At 32.3% G+C, this 14,466-nt stretch carries 11 protein-coding genes; 5 read left to right on the top strand and 6 right to left on the bottom strand.

Annotated elements, in window-relative coordinates:
• Positions 1 to 38: 38 nt before the first annotated feature.
• The 4 genes from GTO82_RS04765 (at position 39) to GTO82_RS04750 (ending at position 4,701) form a co-directional block, all read left to right on the top strand.
• Entirely contained in the window at positions 39 to 626 is a 588-nt protein-coding gene (locus tag GTO82_RS04765) for a peptidylprolyl isomerase (RefSeq protein WP_004894833.1), read from the top strand.
• A 66-nt stretch (positions 627 to 692) separates the two neighbouring features.
• Positions 693 to 1,388 carry a YoaK family protein gene (locus GTO82_RS04760; RefSeq protein WP_011162010.1) on the top strand — a complete coding sequence of 232 codons (696 nt, stop codon included), beginning with the start codon at positions 693 to 695 and terminating at the stop codon, positions 1,386 to 1,388.
• A gap of 1,290 nt (positions 1,389 to 2,678) precedes the next feature.
• A complete protein-coding gene (xerS, locus tag GTO82_RS04755; RefSeq protein ID WP_011162011.1) occupies positions 2,679 to 3,749 on the top strand; it encodes a tyrosine recombinase XerS in 1,071 nt (356 codons plus the stop codon).
• Positions 3,750 to 3,819: 70 nt separating this feature from the next.
• Entirely contained in the window at positions 3,820 to 4,701 is an 882-nt protein-coding gene (locus GTO82_RS04750; protein ID WP_011162012.1) for a LysR family transcriptional regulator, read from the top strand.
• 56 nt (positions 4,702 to 4,757) lie between these two features.
• Here the strand turns inward: GTO82_RS04750 and GTO82_RS04745 are convergent, their stop codons facing one another.
• From GTO82_RS04745 to GTO82_RS04735, 3 genes are all read right to left on the bottom strand, one after another.
• The gene (locus tag GTO82_RS04745; protein ID WP_180872719.1) at positions 4,758 to 5,870 is read right to left on the bottom strand and encodes a hypothetical protein; all 1,113 of its coding nucleotides are present in this window, start codon (positions 5,868 to 5,870) and stop codon (positions 4,758 to 4,760) included.
• Positions 5,871 to 5,954: 84 nt separating this feature from the next.
• Entirely contained in the window at positions 5,955 to 6,842 is an 888-nt protein-coding gene (locus GTO82_RS04740) for a DegV family protein (protein WP_011162014.1), read from the bottom strand.
• Positions 6,843 to 6,957: 115 nt separating this feature from the next.
• A complete protein-coding gene (locus GTO82_RS04735; protein ID WP_004894850.1) occupies positions 6,958 to 7,368 on the bottom strand; it encodes a MarR family winged helix-turn-helix transcriptional regulator in 411 nt (136 codons plus the stop codon).
• Positions 7,369 to 7,555: 187 nt separating this feature from the next.
• On the opposite strand from GTO82_RS04735, the gene GTO82_RS04730 reads away from it, so the two are divergent.
• On the top strand, positions 7,556 to 9,247 hold the full coding sequence (locus GTO82_RS04730) for an Rqc2 family fibronectin-binding protein (RefSeq protein WP_180872718.1): 1,692 nt from the start codon (positions 7,556 to 7,558) through the stop codon (positions 9,245 to 9,247).
• Between the two features lie 72 nt (positions 9,248 to 9,319).
• On the opposite strand, the gene GTO82_RS04725 is transcribed toward GTO82_RS04730, so the two are convergent.
• From GTO82_RS04725 to GTO82_RS04715, 3 genes are read right to left on the bottom strand one after another with little or no spacing between them, the layout of a single operon-like run.
• Positions 9,320 to 12,484, bottom strand: coding sequence for a carbamoyl phosphate synthase large subunit (locus tag GTO82_RS04725; protein WP_004897325.1), 3,165 nt, complete (start codon positions 12,482 to 12,484; stop codon positions 9,320 to 9,322).
• Positions 12,485 to 12,487: 3 nt separating this feature from the next.
• A complete protein-coding gene (locus GTO82_RS04720) occupies positions 12,488 to 13,543 on the bottom strand; it encodes a carbamoyl phosphate synthase small subunit (protein WP_180874046.1) in 1,056 nt (351 codons plus the stop codon).
• A gap of 3 nt (positions 13,544 to 13,546) precedes the next feature.
• Complete coding sequence (locus GTO82_RS04715; RefSeq protein ID WP_180874044.1) at positions 13,547 to 14,461, bottom strand: RluA family pseudouridine synthase; 915 nt, start codon at positions 14,459 to 14,461, stop codon at positions 13,547 to 13,549.
• Positions 14,462 to 14,466 lie beyond the last annotated feature (5 nt).

The raw sequence follows: 14,466 nt of genomic DNA, 5'->3' as shown, positions 1-14,466 counted from the left end.
AGAATAGACTAGAACAGATTAAAAATAGGAGGACTAAAATGGAATATCCACAATTAGACCTTGAAAATGTAAAAGGTCCAAAAGCAGTAATTAAAACTAATCATGGAGATATTAAAGTTCAATTATTTGAAAAAGATGCTCCAATGACTGTAGAAAATTTTGTTCGTTTAGCTAAAAAGGGTTACTATGATAATACTACTTTTCATCGTGTAATTAGTGACTTTATGATCCAAGGTGGTGATCCAAAGGGTGACGGTACTGGCGGTGAGAGTATCTGGGGACATCCTTTTGAAGATGAGTTTTCAAATAAACTCTTTAACTTACGTGGTGCACTTTCCATGGCTAATTCTGGTCCTAATACTAATGGTAGTCAATTCTTTATTGTTCAAAATAAGAATGTGCCTAAACGAATGATTAAGGAAATGGATGCAGCTGGCTATCCAAAAGAAATTGTAAAAGCATATAAACAGGGTGGAACCCCATGGTTAGATGGTCGTCATACAGTTTTTGGTCAAGTAATTGATGGTATGGATGTCGTTGATGAAATTGCAAAGGTTCCACGTGATAAGGCAAATGATAAGCCTAAAGAAGATGTAATTATTAAGAACATTCAGATTGAAGATTAATTCGGTTAAAAACATGGTCTACCTTGATCATGTTTTTAATTTGGGCTTATAACACGGGGGTTAAATATGAATATATTTACTAATGATAAGTATCGGCCATCAGAATCACGTATTTTAGCTACATCCTTAACTTTTTCAGCTGGTTTTATTGATGCTTATACTTATATTCAACGAGGACATACTTTATCTGCAGGGCAAACAGGAAATGTTATCTTCTTTGCTTCAGCATTTGCGGATCACAATATAGCTGGTATGTTAAATAGAGCAACTACATTTATTGCATTTACTTTAGGGTTATTACTGGTAGGTCTTTTTCATAAATACGTAAAAAGTAATTATTGGCGGGTATTTTGTCTATTTCCAATTTTACTTATTTGCTTAGGAGTAGGCTTTGTTCCTAAAACTGTTCCGAATTATTATGTCGTGCCCGTAATTGCCTTTGGACTGGCTGTTCAAAATGCTTCCTTTAGTAAGATCGAAGGTATGGGGTATAATAATGCATTTACAACTGGTAATTTAAAAAAATCTGTCGTTGCCTGGAGTGCATATTTCTTTGGTGAAGATAAATCTCAGCATAATGCAGCTGTTAACTACATGCTTTTAGTTATTGCTTTTGCATTTGGAGCCATTGTGTCAGCATTACTTCAAAAAGTATTTCTCTTAAAAACTATATGGTTTGCAGTATTACTTCTGGGAACTATTAATATTGTTTATACAATTTCATTAAGTAAACGGAAAAAATTAAATTTCAAAAATGAGTAGTCGTTAAAATTTTTAGTACATGTTTTAAAATCTCACTAAATGAACTGTGTATTCAGTGGTTCAATTTGGTGAGATTTTTATTTAGAAAAAATAAGCGGTAAAGAGAAAAGGAGCTAATAAATCATAAAAGCATAAATTCGTATAATATATATTATGTAAAGTAGTATATAAAAATTATAGAATATATCAAAAGTACCTTGTTTATATGTATTATGTTTTAGGCAGTTAAATCTTTATCAACATATCTAAAATAATTTTTCTGAGTTAATTAGATTCTTACTAACTAAAAAATATAAGTTAAGGATTTTTATTTTGAATCTTCACTGTAAGCTTAAGTAAAAATTTTTATAGCTATGTCTATCTCTTATCTATAACTTTGTGATGCTGTGGCGGCCATTCTATGGCTTTTAAAATAATTATTGGTTAGCAGTTAATCGATTTGATTTAAATTTTCTGTTATATGTCCTATGCAAAATGTTTGCTATTGCCAGAGCTTATTTGTGGATTTAAGCTAGTTGTACAAGTATTCTCAGATAAAAGCTTAGATAGGATAAGTATATTTTATCTTGAACTTATGATATTTTGAAAATAATTGAAATATAAGGGATTGCTAGATTTTATAGTTCTTACTGAATATGATTATGGTAATACATAGAGTAATAAATTAGGGCAATAATACATGATTTTTCATTAAAATTACCTTTCATTAAAATTATTGTTTTAATGAAAGGTATAGATGTATATCCTATAAAATATGGATTTTTAATTCATTCAAATCGATCTGTTTTTTCTTTTAAAGTTAACTTTTAAAATTTTGTTTTGATCCCAACAGCTACAAATTTATTTTAACCATATGTAATTCAGTCCGATATTTAAATATTTTACTATATCATTTTTGAACTAATACTTTTTATTCTCCTTTAATACCCTTATTCAGCTTATGTTTATCTCCTATTTTAACCTTAACTTCTCATACATTATAGTTAATTTTATTATTCATGCTTTGAAACTACGCTTATTTACAGCAATAATTGCTTTTTACTTAATGATTTTTCTTAAATACCCTTTATTTATACTAAAAATCCGTTCTTTTTAGATTAATTTATTGTTCTGATCCTGTTAGTTGTAAATTGATCTAAATTCCATACGCGTTATAACTAATTACCAGCCTTTTCCATAGTATACTAGCTTGTCTCCCCTCTCTCCTGCTAGGGGACAGTAACAAAACTTTTTTTAGGTCAATAAATAAGATATAATATTATACAAACCTACGTTCGAGGAGACTATAATTTGGAAACTAATAAATACTTAGAACTTATTAAGCAAGAATTGGCTAATATGCCAGATTTTGTAAAGGAATACAATCTAGGAACTTCTCATTCATTAACTACAACCTATCAATATTTAACTGAAATTCGACGTTTTTTCGACTGGCTAAGACAAAATAATATTGCTTCAGTTTCTTCTAATAAAGAGATTGAAGTAACGACGTTGGAAAATCTACAAAGAAATGATGTTATGCTGTACATTCATCATCTTAAACATACTAAAAATCAACAAGGTCGCTTAAATTCGCCAACTACCATTAATCGTTCTATTAATGCTCTACGCTCCCTCTATAAGTTCTTAACGATTACTTCTGACAATAATCATGGTGAACCATATTTTGACCGTAATGTCATGTTAAAAATCAATTCATTAAATGACACTAAGACATTAAATTATAGAGCTCATGTTTTAGAGTCACATATGTATATGGGAGATTTAAAGTACCAATTCTTAGATTTTATTGAAAATGAATATATACATAAATGTAATAAGCAGTCCCTACCTGCCTTTAAAAAGAATCACGAGCGAGATATGGCGATTATTGCATTGATTTTAGGAACTGGAATTAGAGTTTCTGAATGTGTTGGCGTAAATATGCGTAATATTAATTTAAAAGATGCTATGCTGGATGTTACACGCAAAGGTGGTCAAAAAGATAGTGTTCCCATTGCTGAATGGACGATTCCTTATTTAAAGAAATATAGGGAAATACGTGCCGATCATTATCATGCTGAAAAAGAAGATATTGCTTTCTTTTTAACTAGATGGCATGGAAAGACTAAAAGGATAACCACTAATGCAGTTGAGAAAATGGTTAACAAGTATTCTGCAGCTTTTGGGAAACCTCTTACTCCCCATAAGTTACGCCATACGCTAGCTAGTGAACTTTATGAAGTAACTAAGGATCAAGTGTTAGTAGCACAGCAATTGGGTCAGAAAGGAACAACAGCTACTGATTTATATACTCATGTAGATCAAAAAAAACAAAAAGCGGCACTAAATAAAATAAATAGATATAAATCTTCTGATTAATTCAACTCTAATCTCATTATTTAGCCTATAATAAAAGTGTATACTTTATGTAAAAAGGAAGGAACACTTCATGGAATTAAGAGTTTTAAGATATTTTCTTGCGGTTTGTGAAGCAAAAAATATATCAAAGGCAGCTGAAGCTCTTCATATTAGTCAACCATCGCTTTCACGCCAATTGAAAAATTTAGAGGCTGAACTTGGCGTAACTTTGTTTTATCGTGGACATCAGGAAATTACTCTTACTCAAGAAGGATATTATCTTCAGGAACATGCAGAAGAAATAATTTCTTTGACCAATAAAACACAACAAAATCTAAAACGCTCTCAAATTATATCTGGTGAATTATACATCGGAGCAGGAGAAAGTATTGCAACTAAACGTGTAATGGATATTATCCATCAAATTTTACAGAACTATCCTCAAGTGAAGATTCACTTCTTTAATGGAAATTCATCCATGATTGAAAGCAAGCTTGAGCGCGGACTATTAGACTTTGGAATTACAATGGGCCAATATGATACTACTCAAAATTTTAATAGTCTGACCCTTCCTGAAATTAATGAATATGGTGTGATTGTAAGTAAAAATCACCCATTAGCTGATCATTCCTGTGTTACTGCCGAAGATTTACAAAATTATCCTGTCATTATGTCAAAACATACGGCTGATTCTGATAACTTTAGAGATTGGTATACTGAGCCACAAAAGTTAAATATCGTGGCTACATTTAACTTACCTGATAATTTGCAGTATCTCGTAGACAAGGGACCTTATTGCCTATTGATATATAAAGATTTGCTTCCTTTAGATAAGAGTAATTTATGCTTTTTACCACTTGAGCCTAAAATTATTGACCATAATCGTTTGATTTGGAGTTCAAGAAATCAACTATCAAATGTTGCAAGTCTATTTCTTAAACTGATACGAGATTCTATAAAAAGCAAAAATTAATTTATACATAAAAAACGATTTGAAGATCTAAAAAAGATTTTCAAATCGTTTTTTAATTAATGACTTTGCTGACTAGCAGCAGATTGTTGGTTGTTTTGTGCTTGTCCTTGATTATTGTGGTTAGTATCTGAGCTGTTGTTACTATTATTGGCTTGTGATTGTTGACTAGATTCTTTATTATCAGAGGATTGGGTTGATGTACTACTTTGACTTTGAGAATATTGACTTTCCTCGTTATGTTCTTCTGATTTGCTACTTTGCGATGAACTAGATTGTTGGCTACTACTTGAAGAACTTTCACTTGATTGACTAGATTGAGTATTTGAATTTCCAGAATCAATATCAATATCAAAACTATCATCAGCTTTTGGATGGTATACTCTATGACTCTTCTTTGTGGCTGTCTTAGCTCTCAATGCTTTTGGAGTACTTACCTTAATTGCATTGATTTCTGTATATGTTCCCTCTTGAGAAATATCGTATCCAGCATAAGCAAAACGCAAGTAGAATGAAAAGCTCGTCAAGACTAAGTGGCCGCCCTTTTCTTTTAAGGTATATTCAACCTTTAACCTTTTAAGTGCTCCCTCATTATCTAATCCAGATGCATTACCTTTAAGCTTTTTAATTAGCTTACTGTGGGTCTTATTCCAGAACTTTAGACTATTACCACTGTAGCTAACGCGATAGATAGAGCCAGATTTCTTAAGTTTCATATCACCTTTAATTGCTTTACTTCCGCTTAAAATAATTGCTGGGTCGAATTGGCTAACTACTTTATTAGGAGTCATAGTAGAAGAAGCTTTCCACTTTGGACTACCAGTATTATCCCACATTTTTTGATATACTTTGTCTTCATTTAGCCACATAGATGTCTTATCAACTTTAGCTTGTGCCTTAAGTGGATCATTTTGATATTCCCCAGTCCAAGTTCTTGTAGCTTGAATTCCGGGTGAATTCTTTACATTAAATTTATAGCTTTTGAAATCGGTATTGAGTGCTTCTGCAATAATTTCTTTGTCACTACTATTACTTGTAGCAGAATTAACAGCGGTAGGACTACTACTTTTAATAGCACTTGTGTTCATAGCTAATATAACTTGAAAAACGATTACCAGTCCTAGACCAATACCAGCGACTAGTCCTAATATTTTTAAAAACTTATTTTTCATTTAATCACTCTCGTTTTAAGTTCATGTAATTTACTTTATTAAAAAAATAGGAAAGCAACTTTAGCTCTCCTATTTTTGATATGATTATTTTTTACTAAAGTCCATTTTATCTATGTCTGCCATCCAAGTAATACCAAGAGATTTTTCTCCTAAATAGGTAGCAATTACGGAACTAAAATTGAACATTTTAATGGTCATATTAGGGAAAGCAGCTTGAAAATCATTTTTAACCTTAGTAGCCTGCTCTAAATCATTAGAATTATAAACTGCTAATGACAATTTATCCTTAATAGGCGAATTATTAATTCGCTCAATAGTGATATTTTCAGCCTTCTTAACAGCTCTCTTCATGGAACGAACTTTATCAAAACTTACGATTTGATAATCATCCTTTTTAAATGTTAAAAGTGGCTTAATTTGAAGCATGGTACCAATAAAAGCACTCGCATTACTCAAACGGCCGCCGCGCACTAAGTTATTTAAATCATCTACAACGAAAAGAACATCAATTGTATCTCTAATTTCGTCTAACTTAGATAGAATTTCTTTAGGTTCCCAACCATTTTTAATCATTTTAGCAGCTGCTAGCACTAGATTTCCCATTGAACGAACGGTCATTGCTGGATCATAAGGATAAAGATTAAATTCAGGATGATTATGAGCTAAAGTAACTAAACTGTTATAAAAGCCAGAAATACCAGATGTTAAGGGAATAGCAATAATAGCTTCATAACCTTCATTTTTCAATTTTTGGCATAATTCAAGCATAGTACCCGGACTAGGCTGCGAAGTCTTAGGAAAAGGTGCTCCATCGCGTTCTAGCTCAAAAAGCTTCTCTGCAGTAATATCTACCCCATCCATGTATTGCTTATCTCCAATAATAACCGGAATAGGTACTACTGTAATATCATTGGCCTTGGCTTCTTCTGGGCTTATATCACTAGTACTATCTGTAATGAGTGCTATCTTCACGTGTGAAAACCTACCTTAAAATTAAAATGGCAGCATTAAGTTGCATGCTGCAATACTACTTATCAAAATAAAATTATATCATAAAATCCAACGTTTTTTAAACATAATCGATGATTTATACTTCATCTGTTACAAGGTTATTAACAATAATTTGTAATTTACTATCAAAATCCTGTATTTTTTCTTCACTCCAACTAGAAAAAATTTGTGCTTCAATTTGAGAAAGAACTTTTTTTAATTCTTGGGCTTTAGCTAATCCTTCATTGTTTAAATTTAAAGATTTGCTAGAATCCTTCTTTGAACGTTCTACTTTAATTAAAGAAGCAGTTTTTTTCTGCTTGATTTGTCTACTTAGGGTCGAAAGAGATATACTTAATGCCTGTGCTAATTCTCCCATCGTCAAAGTCTCGTTCTGATGATGATCAAAGAATAGTAATAAGCGAGTTTGAGAGAGGTTTAATCCACACTTTTTATTAATCACTCGCTTAATATTCTCACTAACGCTATTAAATATTAAGACATTCATTTTATTTACCACCTATACTTAATTTTCCCATTTTTCTAATCAACAATAATTCTAAGACATAATTTAATTTTTCACAAGATTCGTGAAAAATTAACAATATTAGTGAAAAAATCACATATATATTTATCAAGGAAATTCAAGAGATTAAAGAGTATAATTAAATATACTGTTTTAAAGGAGGATATTTATGGCTTTTGATGGTTTATTTATTCATAGTCTTCTGCAAGATCTCTCCCCTACTCTGGTTGGAGGAAAACTTACTAAAATATACCAACCATTTGAACAAGATTTAGTTTTAAATTTCAGGAAAGATCGTAAGAATCAGCGTTTGCTGATTTCTGCTAATGCTCAAAATCCACGCTTTTATATTACAAATGATACAATTGCAAATCCTGACGTTGCTCCTACTTTTGTTATGGTTTTGCGGAAATATTTAGAAGGATCAGTTCTTCAAAAAATCGAACAAATCGGTGTTGAGAGAATAGTTAACTTTCATTTTTCTAATCGAAATGAATTAGGAGATGAAATGCAGCTTATTTTATCGGTAGAATTGATGGGACGACATAGTAATGTGATTTTATATAATGCGGATAATAATAAAATTATTGATTTGCTTAAAAGAATCAATCCTGATGAAAACCGCGCACGCTTATTACTTCCACATGCACCTTATGAACTGCCTCCTCTTCTTCCAGGAATCAATGGCTTTGATCTTTGTGCTGACAACTTCAATGACTTAAAGGAAAAGTATCCTGAACCAGCAGATTTTGTAAGACAATTTAATGGTTTAGACGGAGACGATAAAAAAGAATTTACTGGTTACTTAGAAGACGATTTTTCATATAGTTCTTTACAGACATTTTTTAATCAATTTAATAGGCCAAAAGGATATGTGCTACAGACCATTAAGCATAAGGATCGTGTATATACTTACCTACCATATCATCTAGAATTAAATTTGATTTATTCTAATGACGATGTCAATAAAACATTAGACGAGTTTTATCGTGATCAGGCTAATCGTGAATGGGTAAAGCAAAAATCTAAAAGAATTGAAAATATTGTTAATAATGAGCTTAAAAAACTTAAAAAGAAGATTATTAAGTTACGTAAGCAATTAGATCAAGCCGAGAATTCTGAAGAATATCGAATTAAGGGTGAATTACTTAATGCTTATCTTCATGAAGTAAAGGCTGGGATGACAAGTATTGATCTACCAAATTATTATAAAAATAATAAGCCCTTAAAAATAAAACTTGATCCCGCACTTTCACCTGCTAGAAATGCACAAAAATACTTTACTCGTTATCAAAAATTACGTAATTCAATTAAACATGTTAATGAACAAATTAAATTAGCAAACGAGAATTTAGATTACTTTGATTCTATTCAAACTGCAATTGATAACGCTGATCCACAAGATATTGATGCAATTAGCGATGAATTAATTAATCAAGGCTATCTAAAAGAACAAAATCATAATCATCGCCGGAAGAAAAAGATTAGCGAAAAAAATTTGAATACTTTCAAACTAAGTGATGGTAAAAAAGTATTAGTTGGTAAAAATAATTATCAAAATGATTGGCTAACTTTAAAAAAGGCAGACAAACGTGATTACTGGTTCCATGTCAAAAATATGCCTGGCTCTCATGTCATTTTGCAGGACAATGATCCAAGTGATGAAGATATCAAAGAAGCAGCCGAAATTGCTGCCTATTTCTCTAAAGGAAAGAATTCTAGTCACGTCCCAGTTGATTATGTGCAAGTTAAAAGAATTAAAAAACCTAATGGTGCTAAGCCTGGTTTTGTCATTTATACTGGTCAGAATTCAATCGAAGTCACTCCCAATGAAAAAGATATTTTAGAAAAAAGACTATAGAAAAAAGCGTTCATATCAAAATGAGCGCTTTTTCTATAGTCTCTAAATTTACATAATAAATAATATTTAATTTTACAAAGGCTGAGTAGTCATTGCTAAAGTTTCAAGTACTATTAAAACATCTTGCGCTGATTGTAAACTAGAAAAAACAGGAATATGTGTGCTTAAAGCTGCATCTTTAATCATAATTGCATCATGACTAGCAGAGTCGGATAAACTGGTTACATTGATTACTAGATTAATTCGATGCTGCTTTATCTTTTCAAGTAAGCTATTGCTTCCCTCTTGAACCTTTTCAATAATTCCTGTTGTTATTCCCTCTTCAGCTAATACATTTGCAGTACCTTCAGTTGCTAAAAGCTTAAAACCTAACTGATGAAAACGTGCAGCTATTTTAATTGCATTATGTTTTTCAGAATCTTTAACCGAAATAAAGACAGTACCATATGTTGAAATCATTAAATCACTGCCTTCATATCCTTTAAACAAGGCAGTCGGCAAATGCTTGGCTCGTCCCATCACACTACCAGAGGTCTTCATCTTAGAATCAAAGGTATTTTCACTACTATATGATAAATAAGAAAAGACGGGCATTTTAACGTGAATTAAGTCGTTTGATGGCCAAATATCGCTTGGAAGATCTAATTCAGACAATGTACTTCCTAACAAAACTTTCATTGTTATAGCTGTAATATCTTTTTTTAGTGCTTTAGTTAGAAAAGCTACATTGTGTCCAGAGTAACTTTTAATTTGTAATAAATAGATTTGATCATTAGCTAGTAAAAAGTGTAAGTTAACTGGTCCTCTTAAATTAAGTTTAGTGGCAATACTAATTGCACTATCACGTAATCTACGCTGATCATTAGTTGATAAATTTTGTGGACGATAGACAGCTATGGAGTCACTGGCATGTGAGCCGGTCTGTTCAAAGTGTTCAATAATTCCGGGAATAGTAACATTTTTACCATCAGAAATAGCAGTCACTTCATACTTTTTACCTTCAATAAACTTCGAAACATTCATATGCTCTAATGAATTTTCAGCAATATATCTTTGTAAAGCTGGTAAATCAAAGACCACAGCAGATTTTTGCTTCTTACCGTTACTTGTACCACCAATTAAAGCTGGAAAACCATTTCTTTTAACAAAAGCTAAAATGCTTTCTTCATTGTCGCATTGAAGAGCTGGGACTGGATTAACGCCGGCCTGATATACTTCGTCTGCATGATCTTCCCTTAGAATTTCCTTCAAATTAGGCTGACCTAAAATTGTTAGCCCATGTTCTAAGAGTGAACTGCGATATTCATTAATCTGTTTGCCAGAAAATTGCGTTACCACTTCTTTGATATTTTCTTTCCATGCAACTTCAAGAATATTTTCTAAAGTAATTGGTTCAAAGTAAATTCGATCGCATACATCATACGCTGCACTCACACTTTCTGGATTATTACTAATAATCACAGGACTAATTCCTTGCTCTTTTAAGGTCTTGGCAGCATGGTAGAGCATATAATCAAATTCTCCAGTTAGAGATACTTGAAATGGTTTTAATCCTAAAAGAAGGCATTTTTTCGAATTAGATAGTGGTATTATTTCATCTTCAATTCCATAACTACTGTAAACAGCTTGAATATTAGGATGAATTAATCCAGCTGTTCCATCAATTTCAATATAGCTAGGCTTAATTGACCATTTTTTACATAAATCAGCAATTGATTTTTCATCTCGCTGCGTAATTTCAGCAATTAATCGATTAGAAAAACCATTTTTCTTTACTTTCAGCATTAAATCAGCTGTAAGTTCATCATTACGTAATTTCTTTAATAAAATCAAAATATGATTAAACTTCTGCAAAAATACTAAATGAATATGTAAAAGCTGGTGAAGAGTGTGGTAATTAATTCCCTTTGCTATCGCGGCTAATAGTGTAATTAGGTGTATTTCATTAGGCTTCGATAGATCTTGCAATAATTCTTTTTCGCTTTTTTTATATTCCTTTTTAAAGGTCTTAACATTATTAGAAAAACCAGTAGTTGACTGGAGAGCCTTTAAAAATGCACTTTCAAAGTTACGACCAATTCCTAGAGCTTGGCCTCCGGAAGTGGTTTTATTATTAAGAGTGTAGTGATTATAACCAGCTTCTGTGAAAGACCAATAAGGTAATTTTACAAAGCAAGCATCTTGCACGGGATCAACAGCAGCAGAAATTCCAGATTGTGGATCGGTAATTTCATTTAAATTATAGCCAAGTGCAATTTTGGCCGTTACATATCCAATAGAATATACGCCACTTCTATAAGAAAGCAGACTACTCTGAGTCAAACGGGGCTTAATACTTAATACTTTAAAATTAAAGTCTTCCCCACTTTGCTTAACAGCAAAATGAATACTCAAAGCTCCATGTAAATTAAGACAATTAGCAATCTTTCGACAGCAATTTCTTAAGCGCTGAATTTGATTATTATTTCTAGTTAAAATTGGCGTCACTAATAAAGAATCCGAAGAGTTAATACCAACTGGTTCTAAACTGCCAATATTTCCTACAAATACAAAGTTTCCATTATTATCCCGAACAATATCAAAAATTAATTCTTCCCAATTCGATAAATCTTCAGTTAAACGATAATCTTTCCAATTAAAATGGTCATCGGATTCTTCATCTAAGAAGTATTGTTCTAATTGAGCTAGATTTTCTAGAGAGATCATGCTATCGGGGCGATAATGCTGCTTTTTTGATAAAAGCAAAGGAAAATGAGCATGTTCAATTACTCGCCTTAAGTCCTCTTCTTTTTCTAACAGCCATTGATTGGCCACCGCAATCTTATTTGCTTTAAGAAAACTATAGAAATTATGAGGAGCTGATAGACTCAATGCCAAGCTGTTAATAGTTAGTAACTCAATATTCATTTGGGTTAAGATGCCCGACTCTAATAATTCACTGGTAAGTTTTAAAGCCGGTTTGCCCCCAAAAGCCGGAATAATAGCATCTGGCTTCTCCATCCGAACGATTCGCTTCACAAAAGGCAACGTCATTGGTTCAAGATATACATTTACATTAGGATGCGGATCTGTTGTGACGGTTGCAGGATTGGGATTAATCAATACAACTTGTACGTTACTTTCTTCAAAAGCCGTTAACGCTTGTTTAGCAAGAATATCAAGTTCTGTTACTTCTCCAACAATACTTGGCCCCGCTCCAATAACAAGAACTTTATTAATTTCATTATGTAAAGGCATACTCTACTCCATCATATTCAAAAACTGATCATAAATGCTGGCTGCATCAAAATTACCTGGTGAGCCTTCTGGATTAAAGGCAGTTGCTAAAACTTTATCTTTTTTGATACTGTAGCCTGCTAATAACTCCGATCTTAAATCAAAATATTTACGTGAAAGATTCAAAGATAAACTATCAGGTACTACTAGTTGATCAATATTCATTGCAGTTTGCCAAATTCGATTATTAGTTTGTTCAATAACTGGAAAATTACTACCATTATAGGCTGGAATTAAGTCCAAGAGTTCTAGGTCTAAATAATTACTAATTGCTAAAAAGCCTAAGCCAATTCCTAAAATAGGTAATTTCCCGTAAAACTTATCAAATACTGGTTTTAAAAATGGTGCAACTTCTTCTACTCTACTTGGCCCATTAGAAATAACAATTGCATCAGCTCGAAGATTAATAATATCGTAAATCGATGCATTGTATGGTAAAACCACACTATTAATTTTCCGTAAAGAAAGGGAGCGCAGTAATGAATGCTTTAAACCAAGATCAATTACAGCTACAGTTTTTCCAATATTTGGGGCAGCATAAGGATGCGTTGTAGATATTTGTGCTGTTTTGTTTTTTGGTAAAACCAGGGCCTTTATTTGATCAAAAGCATGGGCATCATCTGTATCCATAATAGACGCTTTAATAACCCGCTTATTCTTCAATTTTTGAACTAAAGCGCGAGTATCAACACCGTAGATTGCTGGAATTCTTTTCTCTTTTAGAAAATCATTTAAATCTTGAAAAGTTGGATTAGCAGAAATATGAAAAGCAATATCGTTAGCAATTATTCCACGTACACTCGGATCAATTGATTCATAGTCGATTGCATTAATACCACTTCCACCAATCATTGGAGTAGTAAAAGCCAAAATCTTACCAAAATTGGCAGGGTCGGAAATTGCTTCCTGATATCCAAAATTGCTTGTTTGAATACCGAGCTCCCCTGTAGCAGTAATGGGAGCACCAAAACCGTGCCCCGAAAATGCAGTTCCGTCTTCAAGAATTAAATATCTTTTCATAATCTATTGCTTCATTTCTTGTCGTAAATTCTCTAATTGTTTTTCAAAAATTGTTGGCAATGGTGCAGAAAATTCCAACCATTCATTCGTAGAAGGTTGATAAAATCCCAAAGTCTTGGCATGCAAAAATTGTCCATAGCCTGACAAGGTTTTCTTTGGGCCATATAAGGGATCGCCAGCTAATGGATGACCGATGTACTTCATATGCACTCTAATTTGATGCGTTCTACCCGTTTCCAGTACACATTTGACTAAACTATAATTTTTAAATTGCTCTAGTACTGTAAAGTGTGTAACTGCAGCTTTCCCCTTTGGATTAACCGCCATTTGCTTTCGATTATTTGGATTTCTACCAATCGGAGCATTGATTACGCCATTTTTAACTTCAAAATTACCATGAACAATTGCCAAATATTCTCTTTTATTTATCTTTTCTGCTAATTGCTTTTCTAAGCTTTCACGTGCTTTATCATTTTTAGCTATCATTAATAAACCAGAGGTATCTTTATCAATTCGATGAACAATCCCTGGACGAAACCCTTCAGGACTATCAGCTAAATCACGTGTATGATAAAGTAATCCGTTGACTAAGGTATGATCTGGATGGCCGGCTGAGGGATGAACAACCATCCCTTGAGGCTTATTAACCACAATCACATCCGAATCTTCATAAACAATATCAAGATGTAAGTTTTCAGCTTCTAATGATAATGGCTTAACAGGCGGAATAGTAACATCAATTACATCCCCAGACTGTACTTTATAAGATACTTTTTCAGCTTTATTATTAACTAAAATATTTTTATCATTAACTAATTCCTTAATCTTAGTTCGACTTAAATCTGTAATTTTCTCAGCGATTACCTTATCTAAACGTCCTTTTTCCCCATCAATTACTAACTTATAATTTTTAGTCATTTACT

The organism is Lactobacillus johnsonii, assembly GCF_013487865.1.
GTDB classification, from domain to species: Bacteria; Bacillota; Bacilli; order Lactobacillales; family Lactobacillaceae; genus Lactobacillus; species Lactobacillus johnsonii_A.
This window is presented reverse-complemented; position numbering and strand designations above follow the sequence as displayed.

Bases quoted from the DNA above. Each gene is read 5' to 3' on its own strand.
- GTO82_RS04750 (WP_011162012.1), top strand. From the start codon at position 3,820: ATGGAATTAAGAGTTTTAAGATATTTTCTTGCGGTTTGTGAAGCAAAA.
- GTO82_RS04715 (WP_180874044.1), bottom strand. From the start codon at position 14,461: ATGACTAAAAATTATAAGTTAGTAATTGATGGGGAAAAAGGACGTTTA.
- GTO82_RS04720 (WP_180874046.1), bottom strand. From the start codon at position 13,543: ATGAAAAGATATTTAATTCTTGAAGACGGAACTGCATTTTCGGGGCAC.
- GTO82_RS04735 (WP_004894850.1), bottom strand. From the start codon at position 7,368: ATGAATGTCTTAATATTTAATAGCGTTAGTGAGAATATTAAGCGAGTG.
- GTO82_RS04745 (WP_180872719.1), bottom strand. From the start codon at position 5,870: ATGAAAAATAAGTTTTTAAAAATATTAGGACTAGTCGCTGGTATTGGT.
- GTO82_RS04725 (WP_004897325.1), bottom strand. From the start codon at position 12,484: ATGCCTTTACATAATGAAATTAATAAAGTTCTTGTTATTGGAGCGGGG.
- GTO82_RS04760 (WP_011162010.1), top strand. From the start codon at position 693: ATGAATATATTTACTAATGATAAGTATCGGCCATCAGAATCACGTATT.
- GTO82_RS04765 (WP_004894833.1), top strand. From the start codon at position 39: ATGGAATATCCACAATTAGACCTTGAAAATGTAAAAGGTCCAAAAGCA.
- GTO82_RS04730 (WP_180872718.1), top strand. From the start codon at position 7,556: ATGGCTTTTGATGGTTTATTTATTCATAGTCTTCTGCAAGATCTCTCC.